The sequence below is a fragment of the Massilia sp. LMS1-1-1.1 genome, from assembly GCF_040815535.1.
Classification (GTDB): Bacteria; Pseudomonadota; Gammaproteobacteria; order Burkholderiales; family Burkholderiaceae_D; genus Janthinobacterium; species Janthinobacterium aestuarii.
The window spans coordinates 1,531,625-1,557,797 of sequence record NZ_JBFPNG010000001.1 but is presented as its reverse complement, the minus strand read 5'-3'; the positions used below and the strand labels follow the sequence as shown (position 1 = coordinate 1,557,797).

The window sequence follows — 26,173 nt, the reverse complement described above, 5'->3', positions numbered from 1 at the left end:
GGTGCTTTTACTTTTAGGACGGCAATGATGCTTGCTTCGCTGAACAAGTCTGGTCGACACATCCAGCGCCTGCTGCGCTCGGTCTTCGGCGTGGCGCGGCTGCGCACGGGCCAGCAGGAAGTCATCGACAGCGTGCTGGCCGGGCGCGACACCCTGGCCATCATGCCCACCGGCAGCGGCAAGTCACTGTGCTACCAGTTGCCCGCCGCGCTGTTGCCGGGCGCCACCTTGGTCGTGTCGCCGCTGATTTCGCTGATGAAAGACCAGCTGGAAAAGCTGCATGAACTGGGCATCACGGCCGTGCAGCTCAACAGCAGCCTGTCGCGCGCCGAAGAGGACGACGCCATCGCCCGCATCGCCCAGGGCGGCAGGCTCATTATCTTTTGCACGCCGGAACGCCTGGCGATGCCCGAGTTCCTGTCCTTGCTGGCCAGCGCGCCGCCCAGCCTGGTCGTCATCGATGAAGCCCATTGCATTTCCCAGTGGGGCCACGACTTCCGTCCCGCCTACCTGGAAATCGCGGCCGCCCTGCGCGCGCTGGGCCGTCCGCCCGTGCTGGCGCTGACGGCCACGGCCACGGGGGAAGTGATCGACGATATCGACGCGCAGCTCGAAGCGCGCAAGCTGCAGGTCATCAATACCGGCATCTACCGTGCCAATTTGCGCTACCGCGTGATCCAGGTCACGAATGCCGGAGAGAAACAGGACGAAGTCTTGCGCCTGCTGCGCGAGACGCCCGGCGTGGGCATCGTGTATGCGGCCACCGTCAAGGCCGTCGAGGACCTGGCGGCGCGGCTGGGGGAACTGGGCGAGAGCGTCACGTGCTACCACGGCAAGCTGGCGGCGCGCGAGCGCAAGCACAACCAGGACTTGTTCATGAACGGCGAGCGCCGCATCATGGTCGCCACCAACGCGTTTGGCATGGGCATCGACAAGCCCGACACGCGCTTCGTCATCCACTTGCAGGTGCCGGCCAATCTGGAAGCGTACTACCAGGAATCGGGCCGGGCCGGGCGCGATGGCTTGCCCGCCGACTGCACCTTGCTGTACTTCCAGGAAGACAAGCGGGTGCAGCAATTCTTTCTGGCCAAGCACTATCCTACGGCCGAAGAACTGGCCGCCATCGTGGCGGCCGCGCAAGAATTGCCGGCCACCTTTACTTTCGCCGCCCTGGCAGCGCGCTTGCCCGAGTTTTCCGACGGCCACTTGAAGGTCTGCCTGAAACTGTTAAAGGACGGCAAGCTGCTGCGCCAGGACCGCAAGCTCGGCTATCGCTTGACAGCCCCGTCGGACGTCACGCCTGCGTATGCGCAGCTGGCGCAGATCTATGTCGACAAGCAGGAGCGCGACAAGCAGGCGCTCGAGCAGATGGTGGCGTACGCGCAAAGCGGCCTGTGCCGATGGAAACTGCTGCTTGATTACTTTGGCGATGCCGGCGATTTCGAGCGCTGCTGCACTTGCGACAATTGCCAGTCGCCGCCGGCGCTGGCCGCACCCATCAGCCTTGACGAGTTCCCGCCCGCGCCTGCTGAAACGCCACCGCCAGCGCCGGCACCCCAGATCGCCGTCGGCAGCCGCGTGCGCGTACCGCGCTACCAGATCGGCACCGTGCTGTCCGTGGCGGGCGACCAGGTCACCATTGCCTTTCCGGAAAACACCACGCGTACCTTCATGGCGGAGTTCGTCGTTCCCGCGTGAAGCCATGGTGCGCTGCCGAACAGTGATTTGGCGCAAGAGCGCTAGAATCAGCCTATTCCAACGCGCTTTTTTTAATGCAGGGGGCAGGGCATGGCAGACATGGTGGTGGTGCGCAAGGAAGGCTTGTACTGTGTGCCGGGGCAGTTCTACATCGACCCGTGGCGTCCCGTCGAGCGCGCCATCATCACGCATGCGCATGCCGACCATGCGCGTGTCGGGCACCGGCATTACCTGTGCGCCGCGCCCGGCGAGCAAGTGCTGCGGGCGCGCCTGGGCACCGTGTCCATCCAGAGCCTCGCCTATGGCGAGAGCATCGAACACCATGGCGTGCGAGTGTCGCTGCATCCGGCCGGCCACGTGCTGGGCTCGGCCCAGGTGCGCATGGAAGTGGGCGGTGAAGTGTGGGTGGCGTCGGGCGACTACAAGCTGCAGCCGGACCCCACGTGCGTACCGTTCGAGCCCGTGCGCTGCGATACCTTTATTACGGAATCGACGTTCGGCCTGCCCATCTACCGCTGGCAGGCGCCGCAGGAAATCAATGATGAAATCAAGCAGTGGTGGCGCAGGAATGCGGCCGAAGGGCGCACCAGCGTGCTGTTCTGCTATGCCTTCGGCAAGGCGCAGCGCATCCTGGCCGGGCTCGACCCTTCCATCGGTCCCATCATCTGCCATGGCGCGGCGCAGGCCTTGACGCAGGTCTACCGCGAATCGGGCGTTGCCTTGCCCGCCACCGTGATGGTGAGCGACGTGACGGACAAGGCGGCCCTGAAAACGGCGATGGTGATCGCGCCGCCGTCGGCCGCCGGCTCGCCATGGATGAAGCGCTTCGGCGATTACAGCGATGCGTTCGCCAGCGGCTGGATGCTGCTGCGCGGCGCGCGCCGGCGGCGTGGCGTGGACCGGGGTTTTGTCCTGTCCGATCATGCCGACTGGCCCGGCCTGATGCAAGCGATCACGGCCACGCAGGCCGAACGCATCATCGTCACGCACGGCTCGATTCCCGTGATGGTGCGCTGGCTGCAGCAGAACGGCTGGCAGGCGGGCGGCTTCGAGACGGAGTATGGCGACGACGAAGCCGATGACGGCGTGCCCGGCCTGTCCACGGCAGCGGAGGACGTCACCCATGCGTGACTTTGCCCGGCTGTACGCGGAACTCGACGAGACGACCTCCACCAGCCGCAAGCTGGCGGCGCTGCAAGCGTATTTTCGCGGCGCCTCGCCGGAAAACGCGGCCTGGGCCGTGTACTTCCTGGCCGGCGGCAAGCCGCGCCAGGCCGTGCCCACCAAGTTGCTGCGCGAGTATGCGACCGAGCGGGCTGGCCTCGACGCCTGGCTGTTCGACGAGGCCTATCACGCCGTCGGCGACCTGGCCGAAACCATCGCCCTGATCCTGCCCGCGCCCACCCGGCGCAGCGACGTCGGCCTGGCCGAATGGGTCGAGCAGCGCATCGCGCCGTTGCGCGGCGCACCGCCCGAGACCATCCGCGCCGACTTGCTGGCCTACTGGGACGAGCTGGAAACGCGCGAACGCTTCCTGCTCATCAAACTGATCGGTGGCGGCTTTCGCGTGGGCGTGTCAAAGCTGCTGGTGACGCGCGCGCTGGCCTCCATTGCCGCCGTCGACAGCAAGCTGATTGCCCAGCGCCTGATGGGCTGGACCGACGGCAAGGTCAGCCCCACGGGCGCGGGTTTTCTCAAGCTGATCGCGGCGCAGTCGGATGGTGAACATGCGCTGCGCGGCGGCCAGCCGTACCCGTTTTTCCTCGCCCATCCCTTGCAGGCGGAGCCGCAGAGCCTCGGCGACATCGGCGACTGGCTGGTCGAATGGAAATACGACGGCATGCGTGCCCAGCTGCTGCGCCGAGAGGGTGTGAACTGGCTGTGGTCGCGCGGCGAAGAATTGATCACGGAGCGCTTTCCCGAACTGGCGCAGCTGGCCTTGCCCGAGGGCACCGTGCTCGATGGCGAAATCCTCATCTGGCAGCCGGGCGACGTGCCGGCGCCATTTGCCGATCTGCAACAACGCATGGGTCGCAAGAGCGTGTCGTCCAAGCTGCTGGCCGAATTGCCGGCCGTGCTCGTTGCCTATGATGTGCTGGAACTCGATGGCGTCGATGTGCGGCAACTGCCCCAGCTCGAGCGCCGCGCGCTGCTGGAAAGCGTAGTGGCGCAGGTAAATGCTCCCGCGCTGCGTTTGTCGCCGCGCATAGCGGCGGCAAGCTGGGAGGCGCTGGCGGCCATCCGCGCTGAATCGCGGGCGCGCGGCGTGGAAGGCATGATGCTCAAGGCCAGGTCTGCCGCGTATGGCGTGGGCCGCACGAAAGACGTGGGCACCTGGTGGAAATGGAAGATCGATCCGTATTCGATCGACGCCGTGCTGATCTACGCCCAGGCGGGCCACGGCCGGCGCGCGTCGCTGTACACGGATTACACGTTTGCCGTGTGGGATGACGTAGCGGAAGGCGAGCAGGGGGAACGTAAGCTGGTGCCGTTCGCCAAGGCGTATTCCGGTTTGACGGATGCGGAGATCGGGCAAGTCGATGCCGCCATCCGCAAGACGACGATAGAAAAATTCGGCCCCGTGCGCAGCGTCAAGCCGACGATGGTGTTCGAGATCGGCTTCGAAGGCATCGCCGCCTCCAGCCGCCACAAGGCGGGCATCGCCGTGCGCTTTCCCCGCATCCTGCGCCGGCGTGACGACAAGGCCATCGCCGATGCGGACACCCTGGCCACCCTGAAGGCCATGCTGGTCCAGGCCACATGAGCAAGCAATGAGCAAAAGCGCGCTGGCGCAGCGCATCGATGCGTGGTTTGTTGCGCGCGGCTGGTCCGTGTTCCCGTTCCAGCGCGCCGTCTGGCGTGCGGCTGCACAGGGCCAGTCCGGTTTGCTGCATGCGAGCACGGGCTCCGGCAAGACCTATGCCGTCTGGTTCGGCGCCTTGCTGCGCGCCGAGCGACTACAACGCAAGGGACGAAAGCAGGGCTTGCGCGTGCTGTGGATTACGCCCATGCGGGCGCTGGCGGCCGACACGGTGCGCGCGCTGCAAGCCTCGGGCGCGGAGCTTGCCCCCGGCTGGCGCATCGAGGCGCGTACGGGCGACACGAGCGCGGCGCAGCGGGCACGGCAGGCGAAAGCCTGGCCCGAGGTGCTCGTCACGACGCCGGAAAGCCTGTCATTGATGCTGAGCCAGGCGGATGCCCGCGAACGTTTCAGCCTGCTGGAAACCGTGATCGTCGACGAGTGGCACGAATTGATGGGCAGCAAGCGCGGCGTGCAGGTGCAGCTGGCGCTGGCCCGCTTGCGCCGCTGGCATGGCGCATTGATGACGTGGGGCCTGTCGGCCACCCTGGGTAATTTGCAGCAGGCGCAGGATGTCTTGCTGGGCGAGGAAAACGCCGGCGTGCTGGTCGAAGGCAAAGTCAAGAAGCGCATCCTCGTCGACAGCCTGATTCCCGTCAACCCCACGCGCTTTCCCTGGGGCGGTCACCTGGGCATCCAGATGCTGCAACCGTTGATCGCCGAAATCGAGGGCAGCGCCACCACCCTCGTGTTCACCAACACGCGTTCGCAGGCCGAGCTGTGGTACCAGCACCTGCTCGATGCGCGGCCCGACTGGGCGGGACTGATCGCCCTGCACCACGGTTCGCTGGACCGCGAAGTGCGCGAGTGGGTCGAGCAGCACCTGAAAACGGGCGAACTGAAAGCCGTCGTCTGCACGTCCAGCCTGGACCTGGGCGTCGATTTCCTGCCCGTCGAGCGCGTGCTGCAGGTGGGCAGCGCGAAAGGCATCGCGCGCCTGGTGCAGCGGGCCGGGCGCAGCGGCCACGCGCCGGGACGCATTTCGCGCGTCACCCTGGTGCCCACGAACAGCCTGGAATTGCTGGAAGCGGCCGCTGCCCGCACTGCCCTGGCGCAAGGCCACCTGGAAGCGCGGCCCGTGCCGGACAAGCCGCTCGACGTGTTGGTGCAGCACCTGGTGACGATCGCGCTGGGCGGCGGTTTCCAGTCTGCCGAGCTGTACGCGGAAGTGCGCGCGGCCTGGTCGTATCGCCACCTGACCCTGGACGAGTGGCAATGGGCGCTCGATTTCGTCGCGCGGGGCGGGCAAAGCCTCACCGTGTATCCGGAATACCGGCGCGTGTTGCCGGACGAGGAAGGCGTGTACCGCGTGCCGGACGTGGCGCTGGCGCGGCGCCACCGCATGAGCATCGGCACCATCGTGTCGGAGGCGGCGATCCAGGTCAAGTTCCTCGGTGGCGGGCGGATCGGCAGCATCGAGGAATCGTTCATCGCGCGCCTGAAGGCGGGCGACCATTTTCTGTTTGGCGGGCGCATCCTGGAATTCGTGCGCGTGCACGAGATGACGGCCTACGTGCGGCGCGCCACGGGCAGCCGCGGCGCCGTGCCGCGCTGGCAGGGCGGCAAGATGCCGCTGTCGTCGGAACTGGCGCATGCCGTGCTCGACCAGTTGCAGCTGGCGCAGGAAGGGAAGGCCAGCGGGCCGGAAATGCGCGCGCTGGCACCGCTGCTGGCCATCCAGCAGGCATGGTCGAGCCTGCCCACGCGCGCGACCTTGCTGCTGGAAACCCTGTCCAGCCGCGAAGGCCACCACCTGTTCGTGTATCCGTTTGCGGGACGCTCCGTGCACCTGGGCCTGGCGTCCTTGCTGGCCTACCGTATTGCGCGCGTGCAGCCGGCGACCTTGTCGATCGCCGTCAACGATTACGGCTTTGAATTGCTGGGTGCGGACGACATCGATTTTGCGCCGCTGTTGTCGGGCGCCAGCGGCGCCGATCTTGCCCTGTTCAGCACCGACAACTTGCTCGAGGACGTGCTGGCCAGCCTGAATGCGACGGAATTGTCGCAGCGGCGCTTCCGCGAAATCGCCCGCATCGCCGGCCTCGTGTTCCAGGGCTATCCGGGCCAGCCGAAAAGCGCGCGCCAGTTACAGGCCTCGTCCTCGCTGTTTTTTGAAGTGTTCCGCAAGCACGATGCGGCCAATCTGCTGCTCACGCAGGCGCAGCGCGAAGTGCTGGAACAGGAACTGGAATTGACGCGGCTGCGCGCCACCTTGCGCGAGCTGCATGGACGGCGCATTTCCCTGCAGCCGCTGGAGCGGGCCTCGCCATTTGCCTTCGGCCTGATGGTCGAGCGCTTCCGCGAACAGCTGACGACGGAAAAGCTGTCGGACCGGGTGGCGCGCCTGGTCAGTGCGCTGGAAAAGGCAGCCGCATGAGTGGCCCGCAAGCGCACTGCGTGGTGGAGCTGGCCGGCGAGATGGTCTGGCTGCTGGCGCACAAGGCCATCTATTGGCCGGCGCGCCGGATGCTGGTTATCGCCGACATCCATTTCGGCAAGGCAGCCGCGTTTCGCGCGCTGGGTGTGCCTGTGCCACGCGGCACCACGACGCAAAACCTGCTGGCGCTCGACGTCTTGCTGGCCAGTTACGCTTGCGAGGAAATCGTCTTTCTCGGCGACTTCCTGCACGCGCGCGCCGCGCATGCGCCCGCCACCGTGGCGGCCATGCTGGCCTGGCGCGCGCGCCATCCGGCCCTGCGCCTGACGGTGGTGCGCGGCAACCACGATGCGCATGCGGGCGACCCGGCCGCCACGCTGGCGATACGCATGGTCGATGAACCGCACCAGGTGGGCAAGCTGTCGTTCTGCCATCATCCGAATACGGTGGCGCCCGGCTATGTGCTGGCCGGCCACGTGCATCCCGTGTTCCACTTGCGCACTGGTAGGGGCGGCTTGCGCCTGCCGTGTTTCCTGCTGGGGCAGGAGCGCGCCATCTTGCCCTCGTTTGGTGCTTTCACGGGTGGCCATGCGGTGCGCCCGGGCGCTGGCGAGCGCGTCTACGTGACGGCGGACGCGGCGATTTTTCCGCTGCCGGCTAACTGCTGAGTGTTTGGTACTTTTGGTGGAAAACTGAAAGTAACTACGCTACCGTAGGCGGGACTCATCCTACATGCACTCTTGCCATCCTCCTATTTCTTGTACCCCATGTGCGCACTAAGATGACGGTTCCCTTGCCATGCGAGGGGGAAGATTTGCATGGTTTGCATTGTTTTTTGCATTGTTTTTGATTCCATCGATCAAGGAGATCATCATGGCCACATCAAGCGACAATAAACAGCAAGGTAGTAAAACCAGTAGTAGCAGCAGCGGTGGCAACAAGCAAAGCGATACCAGCAAACGGGGTTTCGCTTCCATGGATCCCGCCCAGCAGCGTGAAATCGCCAGCGAAGGCGGACGTGCCGCGCATGAAAAGGGCACGGCGCATGAGTTCACGTCGGAAGAGGCACGCCGTGCAGGCAGCCAAAGCCACAAGAATGATGGCAACCGGCAAAGCGCCTCCAGCTCCAGCGGCTCGCGCGACAATGCCAGCATGAACCAGGATGGCGGCCGCGACAGTGGCAACAAGCAAAGCGGCGGTTCCGGTTCCAGCTCGGGGTCGCGCAACAAGTAGTGCCTGGTAAGCGGTAGCAAGTAGACAGTAACAATGGGCCCTGGCCAGCGGAAGACAGGCACGCCGCTGACCAGGGCCGCGCTTATTTGGCTACCGCTGGCTAGCGCAAAAATTCTGATGTATCGCAGCAGGCATGGACTATGATGAAATAGCTGCGCCGGCCACGGCCCACGCACAGTCAATCTGCAATCAAATCGGATTCACGATCAGGGAGAAGATGATGGGTAACTCCACTACGCCGCAGCCCGGCAATAAGCAGGGTGGCACGCCGGCCACGGCGGGCAGCAAGCAAAGCACGGTCGATTCGGGCGAAAACTTTGTGCTGGTCGATAGCGAGCAAGGCCTCGATATCGGCGACGATCTGTTTTCCATCGGCGAGGTGCGGCGCGCCGACCGCTTGCCCCATCACCAGGCCGGCTCCGCCGGGCAGAGCCGGCAGAGCGCCGACGATGCGCCCGATACCACGGGCAGCACGGGCGTCTGATCTTCCAACCTTCGCTTAACCTTCGGACCATCCCCGCTGTGCCAGCTGCAAGACGTGTTCGCGCACGTCGGCTGGCCAGTCCTGCACGCACGCGAGGAACGCCGGCTGCTTGCCGGCGAACAGGGCGCGGCTCGCTTCCTCGAAGCCGGGCGCGTCGCCGGCCAGCGCATTCATGACCTTATAGGCCGCTTCGCGCGCCTGGCGCTGTTCGTCGTGCGCCTTGTTGCCGCGCTGTGCGTGTTCCACCAGTTTGCGCAAGGCCACGGAAGCGCCGCCCGGCTGCGTTGCCAGCCATTCCCAGTGACGGGGCAGCAAAGTGATTTCGCGCGCCACCACCCCCAGTTTCGGCCGGCCCGCCGTGCGCGCGGGAATGTCTTCCTGCGGCGCTGGCGTGGCCGCGCGTGGCAGGCGCTGCAGCACGTCGGCCAGGCTGCCATGCAGGTTCAGGTCGACCTGGCTGCCGCTGGCGTCGTCGAAAATCAGGATCTGCGCATCGGGTTCGCGCGCCACCAGTTCTTTCAATGATTGCGCGACCGCGTACAAGGGGCCGGCGGCCACTTTGCGTTTGCCGGCGAAGGCGGTGAGCTGAGCTGCTGCAGGGGGATTGGTATGCATGTTTGCCTCCATGGGGAATGCAGGCAATTTTACCCGGGTTAAATTGAAAGTCAATAACACCCGGGTAAAATAGAAAAAATCTGCTACAGATCGACCCGGCCGTGTTCGCCCATGTCTTTCGGCGGCTCGCCCGTGATGGCGGCCTTGGCCATTTCATAGAATTGCATCATCTTGCTGGCGCTGCTATCCCAGTATTCGGCCGACTGTATCGTCACCTTGATCAGCGACAGCTTCGGATCGTCGAGTCCGCCCGGAAACCACGCTTTCACCAGCGGATTCCACAATTCCTCCGCCTTGACGCGGTCCTTCAGCAGCTGCGCGTGGCCGCAGACGGACACATACAGGCTGTCGCCCGTGTCGACAAAGCTGACGTTGACTTGCGGATTGTTCAGCAAGTCGCGCGTGTAGGCGGCATCGTCCGAGACAAAAAACCAGATTTGCCCTTCGCTGTCGACCTGCTGTTGCGTCAGCGGCCGGCTGGTGAGCGTGCGCATGTCGTCGCTGGTGGTCAGCATGCCGAATTTGACATCCTTGATCTTGGCCGCGATGTTGGCCAGTTGTTCGCTGGAATACTGTTGCATGTGCTTGCTCCTGTTTGATTGTCCTGAACAACAGCATAGGCGGGTGCGGCAAGCGGCTCTGTACGGCAGCTTACGTAGCAGGCCAGCTTTGTTTCAAAGCTGTTACAAAACGCTGGCCCGGCGGGGCACCCCACGTATTGACTTAATAAATGATAATCATTATCATTTGTTTGAAAATATAAGCATGCACTTTGATTGAAGGATGGGAATGAAGCACACTGACTTGTCGCGCCACCTGGCCAGCTCCTTGCCGGGAGCGCTCAATGGCTGATGCGGGCGCCGCAGACAAGGCCAAGAACAACGCCAGCCGCGCCGTCTGGCTGAAGAACTTGCATCAATGGCATTGGATCAGCTCGGCGCTTTGCCTGCTGGGCATGTTTCTGTTCGCCATTACCGGCATCACCCTGAACCACGCCGGCCAGATCGAAGCCAAGCCGGCGATCATACGCCAGAAGGCCGAGCTGCCGACGCCCCTCGTCACGGAACTGGCCGCGTATGCCGCCAAGCACGATGGCGCCAATGCACCAATGCCGGCCGCCGCCGAAGCCTGGCTCAAGCAGCAATGGTCGCTCAATGCGGGCGGGCGTCCCGCCGAATGGTCGGTCGACGAAGTGTATCTGCCGCTGCCCAAGGCGGGCGGCGACGCCTGGGTGCGCATCGGCCTCGAAGACGGGGCCGCCGAATATGAATTGACGGACCGGGGCTGGGTGTCCTGGCTCAATGATGTCCACAAGGGCCGCAACACGGGCGTGGCCTGGAGCTGGTTCATCGACATCTTTGCCGGCGCCTGCATCGTGTTTTGCCTGACGGGTTTGTTGATTTTGAAGTTCCACGCGGCCAACCGGCCATTTACCTGGCCGATGGTGGGCCTCGGTATCTTGATACCTTGCGCGATCGCCTTGCTGTTTATCCACTGATGTTTTTATTTTTCCTTTTACAGGCACACCATGAAATTACGCTACTCCCTGGCGCTTGGCCTTCCCCTGATCGGTACGTCGGCGATGGCTGCCGACCTGTCCCTCAAGATTGAACTGCCGCAACTGAACGTGGCGGAATACCACCGTCCCTACGTGGCGGCGTGGCTGGAAACGGCGGACCAGAAGGTCGTTGGCAATCTGGCCGTGCTGTATGACGTGAAAAAGAAGGACAAGGCCGGTGAAAAATGGCTGAAGGACATGCGTCAATGGTGGCGCAAGAGCGGCCGCGACCTGGCCATGCCCGTTGACGGCGTCAGCGGCGCCACGCGCGCGCCCGGCGAACATACCTTGACGTTCCCCGGCGCCAAAGCCTTGCTCGACAAGCTGCCGGCCGGCGAATACCAGGTGGTCGTGGAAGCGGCGCGCGAAGCGGGCGGACGCGAACTGGTGCGCGTGCCGTTCCAGTGGCCGCTGAAATCGGCCCAGTCCGTGCCTGCCAAAGGCAAGGAAGAACTCGGCAATGTCGTCGTCCAACTCAAACCATAAGGCGCACATCATGTTCAAGCAATTCAACAAAACCCTGATCGCCGTGGCCCTGGCCGGCCTGGCCATGAACGCCCACGCCCACCGCGGCTGGATGGTGCCATCGAGCACGATGGTGGAAAGCAAGGACGCCTGGGTGACGGTGGACGCGGCCGTTTCCGACGGCCTGTTCGATATCGACCACCAGCCGCTGCGCCTGGATGCGCTGCAAGTGATTGGTCCGGATGGCGCGAAGGTCACGCCGGCGAACACGGTCACGGGCCGTTTGCGCAGCGTCTTCGACGTGAAAATGGAAAAGCCGGGCACGTACAAGGCGGCCATCGTGTCGCAAAACGTGATGGGCAGCTACAAGCTCAACGGCGAGCAGAAGCGTTTCCGCGGCAACGAAGAGACGTTCAAGAAGGACGTGCCGGCCGACGCGCAAGAGCTGAAAATCACGCGCACGGCAGCGCGCTTGGAAACTTTCTTCAGCAATGGCGAAACGAGCACGGAAGTGTTCAAGCCGACCGGCGTGGGCCTGGAATTCGTGCCGGTGACGCACCCGAACGACTTGCGCGCGGGCGAGAAAGCCACGTGGCGCTTCCTCGTCGACGGCAAGCCGGCGGCGAACCAGGCGTTCAGCCTGGTGCCAGGCGGCGTGCGCTACCGTGGCGTGCTCGGTGAAATCCGCCAGAGCACCGATGCCAAGGGCGAGATCACGTTCACTGTGCCAGCGGCCGGCATGTATTACCTGAGCAGCACCTGGCCAGCGGCCGCACCGGCCGTGGCCGGCCAGCCGCCGGTGATGCCCGAGCGCCGCATGACGTACGCGGCCACCGTGGAAGTGCTGCCGCAGTAAGCGGCGGCATCGTCACGAGAGCGCCGATGCGCCGGGTCCTGCTGCCGCAGCATATTTCCGATCAGGCCGCGCCGCCCGGCGCCGCGATCCGGGACTTGCGCGGCTTGTCCATGGGCACCAGCTGGTCGGTGCGCCTGCTCGAGTCCGCCATGCCGGGACGCGCGGGCAGCGCCGACCTGCAGCAGGGCTTGCAGCAGCAACTGGACCTGGTCGTGGCGCAAATGAGCCACTGGAGCGACGAGTCCGACCTGGGCCGCTTCAACCAGGCCGAGCCTGGTAGCTGGCACAGCCTGCCCGCCGCGTTTTGCGAGGTGCTGGGCTTTGCCATGCACGTGTCGCAAGCATCGGGCGGCGCCTACGACCCGTGCGCGGGCGCCCTCGTCAATCTGTGGGGCTTCGGTCCCCGCCATCGCTACGATGAACCGGGCTTTTTGCCGCCAAAAGACGATAGCGTGGCCCTGCTGCTGGCGCAAGGCCAGCGCCGCCGCCTGGAGCTGGACTTGCCGGCCCGCCGCGCGCGCCAGCCGGGCGGCTTGCAGCTCGATTTGTCCGCCATCGCCAAGGGCTATGGCGTGGACCGCCTGGCCCGCTACCTGGACAGCCAGGGCATCCACCATTACCTGGTCGAAGTGGGTGGCGAACTGCGCGGCGCCGGCAGCAAGCCCGACGGTCAGCCGTGGTGGGTCTTGCTGGAACAGGTCGATGGCGCCAATGCCGAGCAGCATCCGGCGGAAATGCTGCTGGCGCTGCACGGCTTGTCCGTGGCGACGTCGGGCGATTACCGGCGTTTCTTCGAGGACGGCACGGTGCGTTTCTCGCACACCATCGATCCGCGCAGCGGCATGCCGATCGCCAATCAACTCGCTTCCGTCACCGTCGTGCACGAGCAATGCATGGCGGCCGACGCCTGGTCGACGGCCCTGACCGTGCTGGGTGTCGAGGCCGGCATGGCGCTGGCCGAAGAGCAGGGCCTGGCCGCGCGCTTCCTGCAGCGCGACGGGCACGGCTACCACGAAACGCTGAGCAGCCACATGCTGGCCATGCTCGACGAATGAACGATTAATTCCATGATTTTTACGCACGATACGACGCGGCTGGCCTTGCTGGCCGCCCTGTCCCTCAGTTATGCGGGCGTGTGCCTGGCGCCCTGGCTGCGCGCGCGCGCCAAACGCCGCGCGTCCGATGCCGCCAAGGCGGCGCTGGCCAACAGCCGGCCCTGGCTTGTAACGTATGCGAGCCAGACGGGCAATGCCGAGGAACTGGCCACGCAAACGGCGCAGAGCCTGCAGCTGGCCGGCATCCCCGTGCACCTGTGTGCGCTGGCCGAAGTCACAGCCGCCGATCTGCAACAGGCGGAGCGGGCCTTGTTCCTGGTCAGCACGTATGGCGAAGGCGATGCGCCCGACAATGCGGCCGCCTTCATGGGCCGATTGATGACGGGCGGGATTGCGCTGCCGCAATTGCACTATGCCGTGCTGGCCCTGGGCGACCGCAGCTATGGCCAGTTCTGCGGTTTCGGCCGCGCGCTCGATGCCTGGCTGGCGGCGCAGGGCGCGTCGCGTCTGTTCGAACGCATCGAAGTCGACCGCAGCGCCAGCGCCGCCATCGAGCAATGGTTCCAGCACCTGAGCCACCTGGCCGGCACCAGCGATGCGCCGGACTGGAGCGCGCCCGCGTTTGGCGACTGGCGGCTGACGCAGCGCCGCCACCTCAACCCTGGCAGCGCCGGCGGCGCCATCTATCACGTGGAACTGGCGCCCGTGGCGGGCGCCTTGCCGGAGTGGCAGTCGGGCGACCTGGTGCAGGTGACGGCGCCCGCCGACCCATCGCAGCCGCGCGAATATTCGATCGCCTCGATCCCGCGCGATGGCGGCGTGCACTTGCTGGTGCGCCAGCATGCGCATCCCGATGGCAGCTTGGGCCTGGCCTCGGGCTGGCTCACGGCGCAGGCCAAGGTCGGCGACGTGGTGCAGCTGCGTTTGCGCCAGCACCGGCGTTTCCGTCTGGAAGACAATGCCCAGCGGCCATTGATTTTGATCGGCAACGGCAGCGGCATCGCCGGCTTGCGCGGACATTTGAAAAGCCGCGTGCTGGCAGGGCAGCGGCGCAACTGGCTGATCTTTGGCGAACGCAATGTGGCCCACGATTTTCATTATCGCGAAGAAATTGAAGGCTGGCACGCCAGCGGCGACTTGCCGCGTCTGGACCTGGCGTTTTCGCGCGACCAGGCGGAGCGGACCTATGTGCAGGACCGCCTGCGCGGCAATGCCGATGAAGTCAAGCTGTGGCTGGAGCAGGGCGCGGCCATCTATATTTGCGGCAGCCTGGCCGGCATGGCGGGCGGCGTCGACCAGGCGCTGCAAGAGATCCTGGGCCGGCCCGCGCTCGACGCGCTGGCAGCCGAAGGGCGCTACCGGCGCGACGTGTATTAAGAAAGACGGACTGCTTACGGCTGGATATCGGCCAGCGGCGCCGTGTTCATCTCGCCGCTCACTTCCTGCAAGCCGCGCGCCAGGCTGGAGATGCTGGGGTTGTCGATGAAGACGCAGCGCTTGCCCGTGCGCTTGCAATAATCTTTCACGCGCCAGTAGGCGCTGTGGCTGATGCAGCCCGTCTGGCAAATCACCAGGTCGGCCGCCGCCAGGCTCGAATCGAGCAGGTTGGCATTGTCTTCCAGGCCGCCGTCGTGGTGGGCGAACTGTGCGCCCACCCGCTCGATCAGGGCGCGGTAGGTGGCGACATTGCCGCTGCGTCCGCCCACGCACAAGACGCTCTGGTCGACGAGGCGGATCGGCATCTTCAGCTTGCCGCCGGTCGGCACTTCCAGCTTCGGCGCCGGTGGTGGCGCGACAGCGGCCGGGCGCGGCTGGGCCTGTTTCAATTCCGCGATTTGCTGGCGCAATTCCTTTTCGCGCTCATCCATTTGCGCCAGGCGTTCGACCAGGCGCGTGCGTGATTCCAGGGCGGGGATGGCGGCCTGCAACTGCGCCAGTTCCGCGCGCAAGCCGTCGATCACGCTGTCCTTGCCGATGGCCTCGGCACGCGTGCGCAGCAGCACGGCTTCCTGGCGTTCCAGCTCGCCCGTCTTTTCCATCAGGGCGGCCTGGCTGCGTTGTTGCAGCTTGGCCAGCTCGTGCGTCAGGCGCGCGTTTTCTTCCTGCAAGGCCGTAAATTTTCCCATGTCGGCGCGCACGCAGGCGCCGGCCTGGTGCTGGATCATGTGCAAGTCGCGGCACATCTGCTCTTCCAGCTCGGCATCGCAGCGCGGGTGCGTCAAGCCGGCCCAGAAAGCGCCCGACACGTCGCCGTTGGCGACGGCCGTGCGCCACAGTTGCGCTACCTGCTCCGTCGTCTTGGCGCCGCGAAAGCGCAGGATCACGGGAGCGTAGCGGCGTTCGAGTTCCTTTTGCAGCGCTTCGGACAGGCGGTTGCGCGCGCCGCATTCCGTCACGGCGCCCACGTGCACTTCGTAGTCGTCGGCCAGCACGCGTCCGCCCGTCATCTTGCCCACCAGCTTGCGCAGGTAGCCCAATGGCAGGCCCACGCCGACCAGCGGGCAATGGCAGGTGTGCGACAGTTCCCACAGCCTGCGGCGGCGCGAAGCGAGCGCGGCCGTTTCCGTGTCGGCGTGGGCGCAATTGCTGATGACGGGCAGGGACTGGTCTTTGTCACACATGGCGGTATCCTGTTGGGCGGTGGAGATGTTGAAGAGAACTATTGCGGCAGGGGTGAAGCGGGGCGTCTGGCGCTCAGCATGCGTGCCAGGCGATCCAGCAAGGTGGTCTTCGGCGGCGTGGGCTGGTGCAGCGCCACCAGGGCGGCCCATTGCTGCGACAGTTGCTGGCAAGTTGCTTGCAGCACGGGACTCAGGCCGGGCGAGCCGGCCAGCGCTTGCAGATGGCGTTCGATGACACCGGCCAGTTTCTCGCAGGGACTGCCCGCATGGTAGTGCGACATCAGGTGCAGCACGGCCGAGAGCAGCAATTCAGGCTGTTGGCCTTGCGGAGAAGAAAACATCGGGGAAGGTCGGTCGTGCGCCATCAAACACTCCTGTGCGGTGGTTTGCCTGGCTGCGCGCACGGGGCGCGACTGGCTGGCGAGTGTGGTGACTGGCTGCCGTGCTGCTTCAGGCAGTCAGGATCAGCTTGTTCAATTGGGTGACGCGCAGGCGATAGATCTTGCCGCTGTGTTCAATCTCCACTTCGCGGCCCTGCTGCAACAGGGCTTCGCTGGTGATGCGGCGCGCCGGCTGGGCCATGCTGACGGGAGGACGGACGTGGGCAGTAGCGGCATCCTGGATCAAGGCTGGTTTTGAGCTTTGCATGTTGGGCTTTCTTTATCTCAGTTGAGAATGATTCGTATTTGCATTATTGTTGAATGTGGCCCGAAAAGCAAGGCTTATTTGTGCGGAACCTGCGCTTTTTTATGGCAGCGCGACGCCTTGGCCGACGAGGTCGTTCAAAGGCGGCCGCTGGCGCGGCGTGGAGGGGCGGTGGCGGCAAAAAAGACCCGGCAAGGCGGTGCGCGCCTTGGCCGGGTCAAGCCTGTGCCAAGCTGGAAGAAAGCGGGATGGCGTTAAATCGTGGCCAGCAATTGGGCCGAGGCGGCCGCCGCCGCGGTGGTGTCGGCCTTGAGCTTGGCGGCGGCCAGCTGCTTGGCGCGCGAGCGCGAAGGCGGCAGGCGGCGCAGGGTTTTCAGGGCGTCCGGATCCTTGATGCCGATGGTGCGCTGGTCAACCGAGATCAGGCCGATTTCATTGAAGGCGGACAAGGTGCGGCTCACCGTTTCCAGGGTCAGGCCCAGGTAGCTGCCGATTTCATGGCGCGTCATGCGCAGGTTGAACAGCTTGCTTGAGTAACCCATCTGCGCGAAGCGGTCGGCCAGCGACACGAGGAAGCGCGCCACGCGGGCTTCGGCACTCAAGGCGCCCAGCATGCCGATCATCGCCTGTTCGCGCACCAGTTCACGGCTCATCACGCCGTACATGACGTTTTCCAGTTCCAGGTGAACACGTCCCAGCGCCGTCAGCTTCTTGAACGGCAGCAGGATCAGGTCGCAGTCGGACAGGGCCACCGCTTCCGAGGAGTAATGGCGCGAGTGGATGCCGTCAACGCCCAGCATGTCGCCCTTCATGGGAAAGCTCAGTACCTGTTCATTGCCGAATTCATCGATGAGCACGGTTTTCAGGAAGCCCGAATTGACAATGTACAGGGTGTCGAACGGCTGGCCGATGGTGTGCACGCGCTGGCCCGTCTTGAATTGCACGTGCTGGAACAGCAGTTCGTCGGCGGCGATGGTGCAGGCGCTGGAGATATGCAGCAGGTCGCACACCTCCTTCAGGTTCGACCAGAGCCGCCCCTGGCGCTGGCGCCCTGCTTCCATCGGGGAGGAGGGGGCCAGCGATGGGGAGGCGGCGCGGGTTTCGGGCGTTTGCGTGGACAGCATGTTCATCTCCTGGTGACAGGTAGTTCAGAGTTGAATAACAGGGTGCGCAGGACGGCGGGCAGGGAAGGGGCGGCGCGCGTCCAGGCAGGTAGAGCTCAATTCGCTGACGACTTGCTGTGTGATGAAATAACTTCCCAGCAACTTGATTACTGGTTTCAGTATGCCAACAACCGTATCCAATTAATATCAGCAGTGGCTGAATATGGCAGTAGGAGCTGTGGTAGGTGAGGTAGGATTGTTCCTACGGTCGACGCGCGGGCGCGCGCCGCCGTGCTCAAGTCTTGAAGGGGGATAAGAGGCGGTGCGCCACGGCGTACTGGACCATTTCCGACAGCGAACTCATGCCCATCTTTTGCATGATGCGCGTCTTGTGCGTACTCACCGTCTTGACGCTCAGGTGCAGATTGTTGGCGATTTCCGTGATCGACTTGCCCGCCACCAGCAGGGAAAAGACTTCGAACTCGCGGTCCGACAACTGTTTGTGCAGCAAGCTTTCATTCGGCATCATGATGTTGAGCACGAGTTGCTCCGCCACCTCGGCGCTGATATACGGACGTCCCGACGCCACCTTGTGGATGGCGCCCACGAGCTGGGTGCCCGCGCTTTCCTTGGTCAGATAGCCTTGCGCGCCGGCGCGGATGGCGCGCACCGCATATTGTTCCTCCTCGTGCATGGTGAGGATCAGGATCGCCAGCTTCGGCGCCTCGCTGCGGATTTGCCGGATCAGGTCGACGCCGCTGCGGCCCGGCATCGACAGGTCGAGCAGCAGCAGGTCGAAACCGCCCTGGCGTACGTGGTTGAGTACTTCAAAGCCGTCGATGGCTTCACCCACGATATCGATGTCCGGCGCGCCGTCAAGGATGCGCTTCAATCCTTCTCGCATGATGGTGTGGTCGTCGGCAATCACAATACGTATCATAGGCGGGCAATCTGGATGCGTGAAATCTGCTCTGTCCGTCACCGGACAATCAAATGTTGAGAAACGAGAAACGTTGCCATTTTAACTGACGCGGCCGAAAATTTGCCTTTTTCTTAATGTGCCGGCAACGGCGGTCTCCGTGGCCATGTGACCCCTTATTCCGATGGTGGTTCCTTGATCAGCCTATGCACGAGTACCGGCAGTTTTGAGTGCGACAGCACCTTGTTGGTGACGCTGCCCAGCAGCAATTGCCCCCAGCCGCTGCGGCCATGCGAGCCCATGAAAATCAGGTCGCAATGCTGCAATTGAGCCACTTCCACGATTTTCAGGGCCGGGCTGTCGGAAAAGGCCGTCAAGCCCGTCGCTTCCAGACCCCGCTTGGCGGCCGCGTCGAGGATGGGCTGCCAGTGGTCGGCACCCGCCTTGCGCATGGCGATGCGGTACTCCTCTTCGCTGGGGTAGCTTGGCGGAATGATCTCGATGTATACCGGGTACTGGTATTCGGGCGCCACGTACACGGCAAGGATGTCGGCGTGCATCTGTTCGGCAAAGGCAACGCCGGCACAGGCCGTCAAGTTGGAGACGGTGGAGCCGTCCGTGGCGATCAGAATTTTCTTATACATGGCAGATCCTTTGACGGTGACTGAGCGCACGCAACGCCTCTTATTGTAGACGCGGCGGCAGCATTGTATTCATGTAAAGACTTGATAATTATCAACACAACTGCACCTTCAGTATAGACAACATTGGCAGAAAGATCGTGTTTTAGCTGCAACGATGTCCATACTGCGCTGTTGCGCATGCGCCCGAAAGCAGGATTTCTTGTACTGCGCGTGGTCTTGCACGCACGCCAATGGTAGTATTTCAAAATACAACAGCAGGAACACTTATTTCCTGGTGGAAAAGCTCTTGTGGGCCAGCTTTGCACCAGGAAGCGCGTTTTGAGATTTACCAACAGGGCGGCGCCCTGCTACACTCGCACCATCGCAGCGGTATTGCCTCAAATCATCTTAATCGAGAAATTGTGGGTATCAGTCTGTAAAACGCACAGTTCAGGCGGAATTTTGACAAATTATGGAGAAGCAGGGATATGACCAACGCCGCTGATGATTTCGACGCATTATTCGATGAAGTATCTGCGCAAAGTGCGGCCGCGGCTCAGCCCGCGCCTGCCGCCGCGCCCGCTCCCGCCGTGATTGCGGATGACGATTTCGACGCGCTGTTCGACTCCGTGTCGGCCAGCGCCGCCGTGCCGGCAGCCGGTGCGGCAGAAACGCCAGCCGCGCCGGAAACGGCGCCCGTGGCCGGCGCCGATGCGCCTGGCGACGCGGCCGATCCCGTCGACCAGTCCGACAAGCCGATGTTCGAGCGCCTGGGCGGTATCGTGCGCCTGCTGCACGATTCGCTGCGCGAACTGGGCTACGACAAGGCGTTGACGGAAGCGTCGTCGCAGATCGTCGACGCCCAGGACCGCCTGGAATACGTCGCCACCCTGACCGAGCAGGCAGCCAACAAGGTTCTGAACACGCTCGACGAAGGCATGCCGGCGCAAGATGTGCTGTCGAAGAAGGCCAAGGACATGGACAGCCGCTGGACGGCCCTGTTCGATGGCAAGCTGAGCCTGGAAGAATTCAAGGCCCTGGCCGGCGATTCGCGCCAGTTCGCGCAAGCCGTTTCCGAAGCAACGGAAGCGGAAAAAGCGCGCTTGCTGGAAATCATGATGGCACAGGACTTCCAGGACATCACGGGCCAGCTGATCAAAAAAGTGGTCAACATCACCAAGACGGTGGAAAACGAACTGGCCCAGCTGCTGCGCGACAACGCGCCGGCCGAGGTGCGCGAGAAACTGGCGCAAAAACCGGTGCCGCTGATGCAGGGCCCGTCCGTGCCGTCGGTGGCGCTGGACCAGGATAATGTAGACGACCTTCTTGCGGATTTGGGATTCTAATGGACGATATGCTCAAGGATTTCGTCGTTGAGGCGATGGATCTTGCGGTTAATGTTGAAGAGCACTTGTTGCGCCTCGAGCGCGATCCTGACAACAAGGAAACACTGAATGCCGTGTTTCGTTCCTTCCACACCATCAAGGGCGGCGCTGGCTTCATGGGCTTGCCCGCGCTGGTGGCGGCCTGCCATCTGACGGAAAACCTGTTCGACGCCTTGCGCACGGGCGCCGCGCCCGTGACCCCGATCGCCATCGAGGCGGCGCTGCAAGCGTCCGGTTTCGTGGCCGACCAGCTGACGGAACTGGCCAATGGCGCCGCGCCGGAAAGCTTGCCGGCCATGCCGGAAGAGCTGGAACATATCCTGACGAACGCCATCGAAGGCAAGGGCATGGATGCGCCTGCGCCAGCCGCCGCCGTGGCGGAAGTGGCCGCGCCTGTTGCCGAGGTTGCCGAAGTTGTTGTTGCGGCGCCAGCCGCTGCCGTTGCCACTGCCGGCGCCGATGGCCTGGACTGGGAAGCCATGTACAACGCCGTCGTGCCCGAGGGTAGCCGGGTCGCTGCCGCGCCCGTGTCCGTCGCCGCTGCGCCTGCCGCCGTGGCCGCCGCAGCGCCTGCTGCACCTGCCGCTGCCGCCGCCAAACCGGCCGCCAAGGCCTGGGATGGCGCCGAACGACGCGAGGAGCGTCCGGAAGTGCGCCATGCCGCACCGGTCAAGGAAGACAGCATCCGCGTCGATGCCGTCAAGCTCGACGCGCTGCTGGAAGTGGCCGGCGAATCCGTGCAGGCCGCCAACCAGGCCGCCGTGCTGCTCGAGCGCTTGCTGCAATTCAAATTCGAAGGCCAGGCCGCTACTTTGATGGCGACCCTGGCGGAAACCCTGGAACGCGCTTCGCGCTACTCGACGGAACTGCAGCGGGCCACCCTGGCCACGCGCATGCAGCCCGTCGGCCGCCTGTTCCAGAAATTCCCGCGCCTGGTGCGCGAACTGGCGAAAGACCTGGGCAAGGATGTCGAGCTGACCATCGAAGGCGCGGAAACGGAAGTCGACCGCGTCGTCGTGGACAGCCTGTACGATCCGCTCGTGCACATGCTGCGCAACTCGCTCGACCATGGCGTCGAATCGCCGGAAGCGCGCCTGGCCGCCGGCAAGCCCGCCAAATCGTATATTTCGCTGAAAGCATGGCAGGAAGCGAACAGCGTCATGATCGTGCTGCAGGATGATGGCAAGGGCATGGACCCCGTCTTCCTGCGCAGCAAGGCCCAGCAAAAGGGCTTGATCAGCGAAAACGCGCAACTGAGCAACGACGAATGCTTCCAGCTGGTGTTCCTGCCGGGCTTCTCGACCAAGGAAGTCGCCTCCAGCGTTTCCGGGCGCGGCGTGGGCATGGACGTGGTGAAAACGGCCGTGGAGAAAAACCGCGGCGCCATCCATATCGAATCATCGCTGGGCAAGGGCACGAAGTTCGCCATCCGCCTGCCGATCGAATTGTCGATCGTGCCGACCATGCTCGTGTCGACCTCGGGCGCCGCACTGGCGCTGCCGATGGCGGTGGTGCAGCGCGTCGTCGAATTGCCGGAAACCTTCATGGAAGTGGGCGGCGCGCCCGTGCTGAAAGACCAGGGCCGTCCATTGCCCGTGCGGTCGCTGGCCGGCTCGCTGGGCTACGAATCGTGCAGCGAGCGCGTCGGCATCGTTGTCGCTGCGCCGCAGCCATACATTCTCGCCGTGGAAGCCGTCGATGGCACGGCCGACCTCGTGATCAAGCCGATGACGGCCATCACCGTGGAAGGCATTACCGGTACGGCCCGCTCGGCCGAAGGCGAGCTGGTGCTGGTTGTGGGTCTGTCGTTCCTGATGGACGGGTGCAGGGGGAGTGTGCGCCTCGCTGCCTGACGTAAATATCGTTATTCATTCGGAAGCCCGCTAGATATAGCGGGCTTTTTTTATGCCGCCAGCGGTGTCAAATATTGTTGGGGCGTAGCGTGCCGCCTTCCAGCCAGCGCTGCACGCGCAGCACTTCCTCGGCGCGCTCCGCTTCGTCCTTCGGTGGCGGCAAATAGATGTCGGGCATGATGCCGCCCAGGTCGACCTGCAGTTGTGGCAAGCGGGCCGAGCGCGAGGTGGCGTATTGCAGGTGGCGCTGGCCCGACGGCAGGATGTGCAGGCGCATGTTCGAATAGTCGAGCGCGCCGTAGCTGTTGCGGCCGATCAATTTCACATGAAAACTTTGCCGCGCGGCCAGCAGGAATTCTTCGCAGGAACTGGCGCAGTCGCGGTCGACCAGCACGGCCACGCGCGCCGGCCGGCGCGACTCCGGCGTGTCCACGCGCGTATAGATGACGGTGCCGCTGCTTTGCTGCGGCGCGTACTGGCCCGGCTTGACGCTGCGCATCTGCGCCACGGCCTGGCTTGCAAAGGCCGCGCACGCCTGGTCGCCGGGCGCCAGCAGCGCGCAGACTTTTTCCTGGCCGTCGATATTGGCTGGGGTGGCCAGCCATTCGGCCCCCATCGTGACTATTTCATCCGAACTGATCCAGGACAGCAGCGGCGCATACGTGCTGTCGCTGCCGCCGCCGTTGCGGCGCACGTCGAGTATCCAGTTGGGCCGCGCCGCCAGCGCCGCGCGGTGCGTGTCGAGCAGGCTGGCGACGGCGGCGCGGTAGCTGCCGTGAAAGCTGGGCAAGGTCAGCAGCACGGTCGAGTCCGACAATATCTGCAGCGCCGGCGCCTTCGATGGTGCTGCCTGTCCCGGCGTAGCGGGGCGCGCCGGCGCCGGTTTGGCGATATCGAGCGCGCTGCCCGGCTTTACGTGCAGGTGGCCCTTGCGCCACGTGCGCGCATAGTTTTCCAGGATCGCATCGCAGGCCTTGCCATCGGCTGCGCTGGCGGCCGCCGTGGTGGCCGTGGCCAGCGCCAGGTCGAAATACGCCTGTCCCTTTTGCTCCAGGTGCTGGCGCGCGCCCGTGTCGTTTTCCAGCAGGAAAGGCGCAATGGCGCGCAAGTCCTGTACGCATGTTTCTCCCGGCGTAGCCGCCGCCGCATGGCTGCCGGCCAGGCTCAGGGCGGCCAGCGTCAACAAATTCAGTTTCATCGAAGTCCCCAGGTGTGGTGGCGCGCGTGCGCCGGTCATTATTGTCGAAACACAATACACGAAAGATTGAGGGGAAAACATGTATTTCCGCCGCCGCCGTCAGTCCTTCGGCCGGCCGCATACGGATGGGCTTGTGATGGCGCTGGCAAGCCGATATCGGCAATTTCCAGCTCATATCCAACAATGTGGCCAAACTTTGTATCGCCAATCCCACGCTTTTGCCTGTTTCGGTTCTGTGTCGCCCAATATATGGCATAATCCTTGTGGATCACCGTATGACCTGGTATCACTTGATCACTTACTACAGGCTGTGGCAACGCTGCATAAATCATGATGAAGACGCTTTACGACAAACTCTGGGAATCCCACGTTGTTCGGGCCGAAGATGATGGCACGACAATTTTGTACATCGACCGGCACCTGCTGCACGAAGTCACCAGCCCGCAAGCCTTCGATGGCCTTAGCGTGGCGGGCCGCCAGCCATGGCGCATTTCCGCCAATCTGGCTGTGGCCGACCATAACGTGCCGACCACCAGCCGCGTGGACGGCATTGCCGATCCGGTCTCGCGCCTGCAGGTGGAAACCCTGGACAAGAACGCCAAACACTACGGCTTGACCTACTTCAACATGAACGACAAGCGCCAGGGCATCGTGCACGTGATCGGCCCCGAACAGGGCGCGACCCTGCCCGGCATGACGGTCGTCTGCGGCGACTCGCACACGTCCACGCATGGCGCTTTCGGCGCGCTGGCGCACGGCATCGGCACGTCCGAAGTGGAACACGTGCTGGCCACGCAGACCTTGCTGCAAAAGAAATCCAAATCCATGCTGGTGCAAGTCGACGGCGCGCTGCCGGCCGGCGTGACGGCGAAAGATATCGTGCTGGCCATCATCGGCAAGATCGGCACGGCCGGCGGCACGGGCTACTGTATCGAGTTCGGCGGCTCGGCCATCCGCGCGCTGTCGATGGAAGGCCGCATGACGGTGTGCAACATGGCCATCGAGGCGGGCGCGCGCGCCGGCATCATCGGCGTCGACGACACCACCATCAATTACGTCAAGGGCCGTCCGTTTTCGCCGGCCGGTCCGCACTGGGAACGCGCCGTGGCCTACTGGCGCACCCTGCATTCGGACCCGGGCGCCCGCTTCGACCTCGTCGTCACCCTCAACGCGGCCGACATCGTGCCGCAAGTGACCTGGGGCACGTCGCCCGAAATGGTGATTGGCGTCGATGGCCGCGTGCCTGACCCCGACCTGGAAAAAGACAGCGTCAAGCGCGATGCGATGGAAAAGGCGCTCGTGTATATGGCCTTGAAACCCAACACGGCCATCGAAGACATCCGCATCGACAAGGTCTTCATCGGTTCCTGCACCAACTCGCGCATCGAGGATTTGCGCGCGGCCGCCGCCGTGGTGCGCGGCAAGTACCGCGCCTCGAACGTCACTCTGGCGCTGGTGGTGCCCGGTTCCGGCCTCGTCAAGGACCTGGCCGAACGCGAAGGACTGGACCGCATCTTCAAGGATGCCGGCTTCGAGTGGCGCGAGCCGGGCTGCTCCATGTGCCTGGCCATGAATGCAGACCGTTTGGAACCGGGAGAACGCTGCGCTTCCACGTCGAACCGCAACTTCGAAGGCCGGCAAGGGCAGGGCGGCCGTACCCATCTGGTGTCGCCCGCGATGGCGGCGGCGGCGGGTATCGCCGGCCACTTTGTCGACGTGCGGGGATTGCGATGACGGCAGGGACTGGCGCCGCTGGTTTACACTAGCGTTATCAGTCCCATCTTTCTTATCGAGAACTCATCATGAAAAAACTCTTCGCCCTCCTCATCGCCACCGTCATCCTGTCTGGCTGCAACACCGTCTCCGGCATCGGCCGCGATGTGCAGAAAGTCGGCCAGGTTGTCACTGGCGCCGGCGGAAAATAAACCGTGACGTGCGGGCGCATTGCGCCGCGCGTCTTACCGAGTAGAAACAGCATGGATAAATTTACGATTTACGAAGGCCTGGTCGCCCCGCTGGACCGCGCCAACGTCGACACCGACGCGATTATTCCGAAGCAATTCCTGAAATCGATCCACCGCAGCGGTTTCGGCCCCAACCTGTTCGACGAATGGCGCTACCTCGACCATGGCGAGCCGGGCCAGGACAACAGCCGCCGTCCGCTGAACCCCGAGTTCGTGCTCAACGAGCCGCGCTACCAGGGCGCTTCGATTTTGCTGACGCGCAAGAACTTCGGCTGCGGCTCCTCGCGCGAACACGCGCCTTGGGCGCTCGATCAATATGGCTTCCGCGCCATCATCGCGCCCTCGTTTGCCGACATCTTCTTCAACAACTGCTACAAGAACGGCTTGCTGCCCATCGTGCTGTCGGAAAGCCAGGTCGAGCACCTGTTCAATGAAGTCAAGGCTTTCCCCGGCTACAAGCTGGTGGTGGACCTGGAGCAGCAATGCGTGCGTACCAGCAATGGTTCCGTGTCGTATCCGTTCGAGATCGATGCCTTCCGCAAATATTGCCTGATGAATGGCCTCGACGATATCGGCCTGACCCTGCGCCACGCTGACGACATCCGCGCCTTCGAAGAACGGCATCTGCATAATCAACCCTGGCTCGCCAACGTCATCTAAT

26 protein-coding genes are annotated in these 26,173 nt (G+C 64.0%); 17 read left to right on the top strand and 9 right to left on the bottom strand.

What is annotated here, in order from left to right; genetic code table 11:
* Positions 1 to 27: 27 nt before the first annotated feature.
* The 7 genes from MRBLMS1_RS07175 to MRBLMS1_RS07145 all read left to right on the top strand — a co-directional run bounded on the left by MRBLMS1_RS07175 (position 28) and on the right by MRBLMS1_RS07145 (position 8,652).
* Positions 28 to 1,698, top strand: a complete 1,671-nt coding sequence (locus tag MRBLMS1_RS07175; protein ID WP_485878996.1) for a RecQ family ATP-dependent DNA helicase — start codon at positions 28 to 30, stop codon at positions 1,696 to 1,698.
* A gap of 90 nt (positions 1,699 to 1,788) precedes the next feature.
* The gene (locus tag MRBLMS1_RS07170; protein ID WP_485878592.1) at positions 1,789 to 2,829 is read left to right on the top strand and encodes a ligase-associated DNA damage response exonuclease; all 1,041 of its coding nucleotides are present in this window, start codon (positions 1,789 to 1,791) and stop codon (positions 2,827 to 2,829) included.
* Positions 2,822 to 4,462 (top strand): ATP-dependent DNA ligase, encoded by a 1,641-nt coding sequence (locus MRBLMS1_RS07165; RefSeq protein ID WP_485878590.1) that lies wholly within the window; start codon positions 2,822 to 2,824, stop codon positions 4,460 to 4,462. The genes MRBLMS1_RS07170 and MRBLMS1_RS07165 overlap by 8 nt, the downstream gene beginning before the upstream one ends.
* Positions 4,463 to 4,469: 7 nt before the next feature.
* Positions 4,470 to 6,935, top strand: coding sequence for a ligase-associated DNA damage response DEXH box helicase (locus tag MRBLMS1_RS07160; RefSeq protein ID WP_485878589.1), 2,466 nt, complete (start codon positions 4,470 to 4,472; stop codon positions 6,933 to 6,935).
* Positions 6,932 to 7,603: a ligase-associated DNA damage response endonuclease PdeM gene (pdeM, locus tag MRBLMS1_RS07155; protein ID WP_485878587.1), complete on the top strand. Its 672-nt coding sequence runs from the start codon at positions 6,932 to 6,934 to the stop codon at positions 7,601 to 7,603. The genes MRBLMS1_RS07160 and pdeM overlap by 4 nt, the downstream gene beginning before the upstream one ends.
* Positions 7,604 to 7,808: 205 nt before the next feature.
* Positions 7,809 to 8,168, top strand: coding sequence for a KGG domain-containing protein (locus MRBLMS1_RS07150; protein WP_128142312.1), 360 nt, complete (start codon positions 7,809 to 7,811; stop codon positions 8,166 to 8,168).
* A gap of 220 nt (positions 8,169 to 8,388) precedes the next feature.
* A complete protein-coding gene (locus MRBLMS1_RS07145; RefSeq protein WP_485878585.1) occupies positions 8,389 to 8,652 on the top strand; it encodes a hypothetical protein in 264 nt (87 codons plus the stop codon).
* 15 nt (positions 8,653 to 8,667) lie between these two features.
* Here the strand turns inward: MRBLMS1_RS07145 and MRBLMS1_RS07140 are convergent, their stop codons facing one another.
* Both MRBLMS1_RS07140 and MRBLMS1_RS07135 read right to left on the bottom strand, forming a co-directional pair.
* Positions 8,668 to 9,267 carry a DUF2239 family protein gene (locus MRBLMS1_RS07140; RefSeq protein ID WP_485878583.1) on the bottom strand — a complete coding sequence of 200 codons (600 nt, stop codon included), beginning with the start codon at positions 9,265 to 9,267 and terminating at the stop codon, positions 8,668 to 8,670.
* Between the two features lie 83 nt (positions 9,268 to 9,350).
* Complete coding sequence (locus MRBLMS1_RS07135; protein ID WP_128142315.1) at positions 9,351 to 9,848, bottom strand: pyridoxamine 5'-phosphate oxidase family protein; 498 nt, start codon at positions 9,846 to 9,848, stop codon at positions 9,351 to 9,353.
* 263 nt (positions 9,849 to 10,111) lie between these two features.
* Between MRBLMS1_RS07135 and MRBLMS1_RS07130 the strand changes: the two genes are divergently transcribed.
* The 5 genes from MRBLMS1_RS07130 to MRBLMS1_RS07110 are packed head-to-tail and all read left to right on the top strand — an operon-like array spanning position 10,112 to position 14,578.
* A complete protein-coding gene (locus tag MRBLMS1_RS07130) occupies positions 10,112 to 10,765 on the top strand; it encodes a PepSY-associated TM helix domain-containing protein (protein ID WP_485878581.1) in 654 nt (217 codons plus the stop codon).
* A gap of 30 nt (positions 10,766 to 10,795) precedes the next feature.
* A complete protein-coding gene (locus tag MRBLMS1_RS07125) occupies positions 10,796 to 11,311 on the top strand; it encodes a DUF2271 domain-containing protein (RefSeq protein WP_070303571.1) in 516 nt (171 codons plus the stop codon).
* 10 nt (positions 11,312 to 11,321) lie between these two features.
* Positions 11,322 to 12,146 (top strand): DUF4198 domain-containing protein, encoded by an 825-nt coding sequence (locus MRBLMS1_RS07120; RefSeq protein WP_485878579.1) that lies wholly within the window; start codon positions 11,322 to 11,324, stop codon positions 12,144 to 12,146.
* Positions 12,147 to 12,172: 26 nt separating this feature from the next.
* Positions 12,173 to 13,201 (top strand): FAD:protein FMN transferase, encoded by a 1,029-nt coding sequence (locus MRBLMS1_RS07115; RefSeq protein ID WP_485878577.1) that lies wholly within the window; start codon positions 12,173 to 12,175, stop codon positions 13,199 to 13,201.
* A gap of 12 nt (positions 13,202 to 13,213) precedes the next feature.
* On the top strand, positions 13,214 to 14,578 hold the full coding sequence (locus tag MRBLMS1_RS07110; RefSeq protein WP_485878575.1) for a sulfite reductase subunit alpha: 1,365 nt from the start codon (positions 13,214 to 13,216) through the stop codon (positions 14,576 to 14,578).
* A gap of 14 nt (positions 14,579 to 14,592) precedes the next feature.
* On the opposite strand, the gene MRBLMS1_RS07105 is transcribed toward MRBLMS1_RS07110, so the two are convergent.
* The 6 genes from MRBLMS1_RS07105 to MRBLMS1_RS07080 all read right to left on the bottom strand — a co-directional run bounded on the left by MRBLMS1_RS07105 (position 14,593) and on the right by MRBLMS1_RS07080 (position 19,133).
* Positions 14,593 to 15,822 (bottom strand): DUF2325 domain-containing protein, encoded by a 1,230-nt coding sequence (locus MRBLMS1_RS07105; protein WP_485878573.1) that lies wholly within the window; start codon positions 15,820 to 15,822, stop codon positions 14,593 to 14,595.
* 38 nt (positions 15,823 to 15,860) lie between these two features.
* Positions 15,861 to 16,187 carry a hypothetical protein gene (locus tag MRBLMS1_RS07100; protein WP_128142320.1) on the bottom strand — a complete coding sequence of 109 codons (327 nt, stop codon included), beginning with the start codon at positions 16,185 to 16,187 and terminating at the stop codon, positions 15,861 to 15,863.
* Positions 16,188 to 16,272: 85 nt separating this feature from the next.
* Positions 16,273 to 16,470 (bottom strand): hemin uptake protein HemP, encoded by a 198-nt coding sequence (gene hemP / locus MRBLMS1_RS07095; RefSeq protein WP_034750559.1) that lies wholly within the window; start codon positions 16,468 to 16,470, stop codon positions 16,273 to 16,275.
* 251 nt (positions 16,471 to 16,721) lie between these two features.
* Positions 16,722 to 17,528 (bottom strand): Crp/Fnr family transcriptional regulator, encoded by an 807-nt coding sequence (locus tag MRBLMS1_RS07090; RefSeq protein WP_070221155.1) that lies wholly within the window; start codon positions 17,526 to 17,528, stop codon positions 16,722 to 16,724.
* 337 nt (positions 17,529 to 17,865) lie between these two features.
* Complete coding sequence (locus MRBLMS1_RS07085) at positions 17,866 to 18,510, bottom strand: response regulator (protein ID WP_034750556.1); 645 nt, start codon at positions 18,508 to 18,510, stop codon at positions 17,866 to 17,868.
* A 155-nt stretch (positions 18,511 to 18,665) separates the two neighbouring features.
* Positions 18,666 to 19,133: a universal stress protein gene (locus MRBLMS1_RS07080; RefSeq protein ID WP_034750554.1), complete on the bottom strand. Its 468-nt coding sequence runs from the start codon at positions 19,131 to 19,133 to the stop codon at positions 18,666 to 18,668.
* 467 nt (positions 19,134 to 19,600) lie between these two features.
* On the opposite strand from MRBLMS1_RS07080, the gene MRBLMS1_RS07075 reads away from it, so the two are divergent.
* Both MRBLMS1_RS07075 and MRBLMS1_RS07070 read left to right on the top strand, forming a co-directional pair.
* Positions 19,601 to 20,458: a protein phosphatase CheZ gene (locus tag MRBLMS1_RS07075; RefSeq protein WP_485878569.1), complete on the top strand. Its 858-nt coding sequence runs from the start codon at positions 19,601 to 19,603 to the stop codon at positions 20,456 to 20,458.
* Positions 20,458 to 22,350, top strand: coding sequence for a chemotaxis protein CheA (locus MRBLMS1_RS07070; RefSeq protein ID WP_485878567.1), 1,893 nt, complete (start codon positions 20,458 to 20,460; stop codon positions 22,348 to 22,350). Before MRBLMS1_RS07075 ends, MRBLMS1_RS07070 begins: the two co-directional genes overlap by 1 nt.
* A gap of 67 nt (positions 22,351 to 22,417) precedes the next feature.
* On the opposite strand, the gene MRBLMS1_RS07065 is transcribed toward MRBLMS1_RS07070, so the two are convergent.
* Entirely contained in the window at positions 22,418 to 23,548 is a 1,131-nt protein-coding gene (locus tag MRBLMS1_RS07065) for a S41 family peptidase (protein ID WP_485878565.1), read from the bottom strand.
* Positions 23,549 to 23,878: 330 nt separating this feature from the next.
* On the opposite strand from MRBLMS1_RS07065, the gene leuC reads away from it, so the two are divergent.
* From leuC to leuD, 3 genes are all read left to right on the top strand, one after another.
* The gene (leuC, locus tag MRBLMS1_RS07060) at positions 23,879 to 25,282 is read left to right on the top strand and encodes a 3-isopropylmalate dehydratase large subunit (RefSeq protein WP_485878563.1); all 1,404 of its coding nucleotides are present in this window, start codon (positions 23,879 to 23,881) and stop codon (positions 25,280 to 25,282) included.
* A 68-nt stretch (positions 25,283 to 25,350) separates the two neighbouring features.
* Positions 25,351 to 25,473 carry an entericidin A/B family lipoprotein gene (locus MRBLMS1_RS07055; RefSeq protein WP_010400408.1) on the top strand — a complete coding sequence of 41 codons (123 nt, stop codon included), beginning with the start codon at positions 25,351 to 25,353 and terminating at the stop codon, positions 25,471 to 25,473.
* A gap of 51 nt (positions 25,474 to 25,524) precedes the next feature.
* Complete coding sequence (gene leuD / locus MRBLMS1_RS07050) at positions 25,525 to 26,172, top strand: 3-isopropylmalate dehydratase small subunit (protein ID WP_058049067.1); 648 nt, start codon at positions 25,525 to 25,527, stop codon at positions 26,170 to 26,172.
* Position 26,173: the final 1 nt, after the last annotated feature.

Coding starts and splice junctions, on each gene's coding strand:
- MRBLMS1_RS07175 (WP_485878996.1), top strand. CDS start 28: ATGCTTGCTTCGCTGAACAAGTCTGGTCGACACATCCAGCGCCTGCTG.
- MRBLMS1_RS07170 (WP_485878592.1), top strand. CDS start 1,789: ATGGCAGACATGGTGGTGGTGCGCAAGGAAGGCTTGTACTGTGTGCCG.
- MRBLMS1_RS07165 (WP_485878590.1), top strand. CDS start 2,822: ATGCGTGACTTTGCCCGGCTGTACGCGGAACTCGACGAGACGACCTCC.
- MRBLMS1_RS07160 (WP_485878589.1), top strand. CDS start 4,470: ATGAGCAAAAGCGCGCTGGCGCAGCGCATCGATGCGTGGTTTGTTGCG.
- pdeM (WP_485878587.1), top strand. CDS start 6,932: ATGAGTGGCCCGCAAGCGCACTGCGTGGTGGAGCTGGCCGGCGAGATG.
- MRBLMS1_RS07150 (WP_128142312.1), top strand. CDS start 7,809: ATGGCCACATCAAGCGACAATAAACAGCAAGGTAGTAAAACCAGTAGT.
- MRBLMS1_RS07145 (WP_485878585.1), top strand. CDS start 8,389: ATGGGTAACTCCACTACGCCGCAGCCCGGCAATAAGCAGGGTGGCACG.
- MRBLMS1_RS07140 (WP_485878583.1), bottom strand. CDS start 9,267: ATGCATACCAATCCCCCTGCAGCAGCTCAGCTCACCGCCTTCGCCGGC.
- MRBLMS1_RS07135 (WP_128142315.1), bottom strand. CDS start 9,848: ATGCAACAGTATTCCAGCGAACAACTGGCCAACATCGCGGCCAAGATC.
- MRBLMS1_RS07130 (WP_485878581.1), top strand. CDS start 10,112: ATGGCTGATGCGGGCGCCGCAGACAAGGCCAAGAACAACGCCAGCCGC.
- MRBLMS1_RS07125 (WP_070303571.1), top strand. CDS start 10,796: ATGAAATTACGCTACTCCCTGGCGCTTGGCCTTCCCCTGATCGGTACG.
- MRBLMS1_RS07120 (WP_485878579.1), top strand. CDS start 11,322: ATGTTCAAGCAATTCAACAAAACCCTGATCGCCGTGGCCCTGGCCGGC.
- MRBLMS1_RS07115 (WP_485878577.1), top strand. CDS start 12,173: ATGCGCCGGGTCCTGCTGCCGCAGCATATTTCCGATCAGGCCGCGCCG.
- MRBLMS1_RS07110 (WP_485878575.1), top strand. CDS start 13,214: ATGATTTTTACGCACGATACGACGCGGCTGGCCTTGCTGGCCGCCCTG.
- MRBLMS1_RS07105 (WP_485878573.1), bottom strand. CDS start 15,822: ATGTGTGACAAAGACCAGTCCCTGCCCGTCATCAGCAATTGCGCCCAC.
- MRBLMS1_RS07100 (WP_128142320.1), bottom strand. CDS start 16,187: ATGGCGCACGACCGACCTTCCCCGATGTTTTCTTCTCCGCAAGGCCAA.
- hemP (WP_034750559.1), bottom strand. CDS start 16,470: ATGCAAAGCTCAAAACCAGCCTTGATCCAGGATGCCGCTACTGCCCAC.
- MRBLMS1_RS07090 (WP_070221155.1), bottom strand. CDS start 17,528: ATGGAAGCAGGGCGCCAGCGCCAGGGGCGGCTCTGGTCGAACCTGAAG.
- MRBLMS1_RS07085 (WP_034750556.1), bottom strand. CDS start 18,510: ATGATACGTATTGTGATTGCCGACGACCACACCATCATGCGAGAAGGA.
- MRBLMS1_RS07080 (WP_034750554.1), bottom strand. CDS start 19,133: ATGTATAAGAAAATTCTGATCGCCACGGACGGCTCCACCGTCTCCAAC.
- MRBLMS1_RS07075 (WP_485878569.1), top strand. CDS start 19,601: ATGACCAACGCCGCTGATGATTTCGACGCATTATTCGATGAAGTATCT.
- MRBLMS1_RS07070 (WP_485878567.1), top strand. CDS start 20,458: ATGGACGATATGCTCAAGGATTTCGTCGTTGAGGCGATGGATCTTGCG.
- MRBLMS1_RS07065 (WP_485878565.1), bottom strand. CDS start 23,548: ATGAAACTGAATTTGTTGACGCTGGCCGCCCTGAGCCTGGCCGGCAGC.
- leuC (WP_485878563.1), top strand. CDS start 23,879: ATGATGAAGACGCTTTACGACAAACTCTGGGAATCCCACGTTGTTCGG.
- MRBLMS1_RS07055 (WP_010400408.1), top strand. CDS start 25,351: ATGAAAAAACTCTTCGCCCTCCTCATCGCCACCGTCATCCTGTCTGGC.
- leuD (WP_058049067.1), top strand. CDS start 25,525: ATGGATAAATTTACGATTTACGAAGGCCTGGTCGCCCCGCTGGACCGC.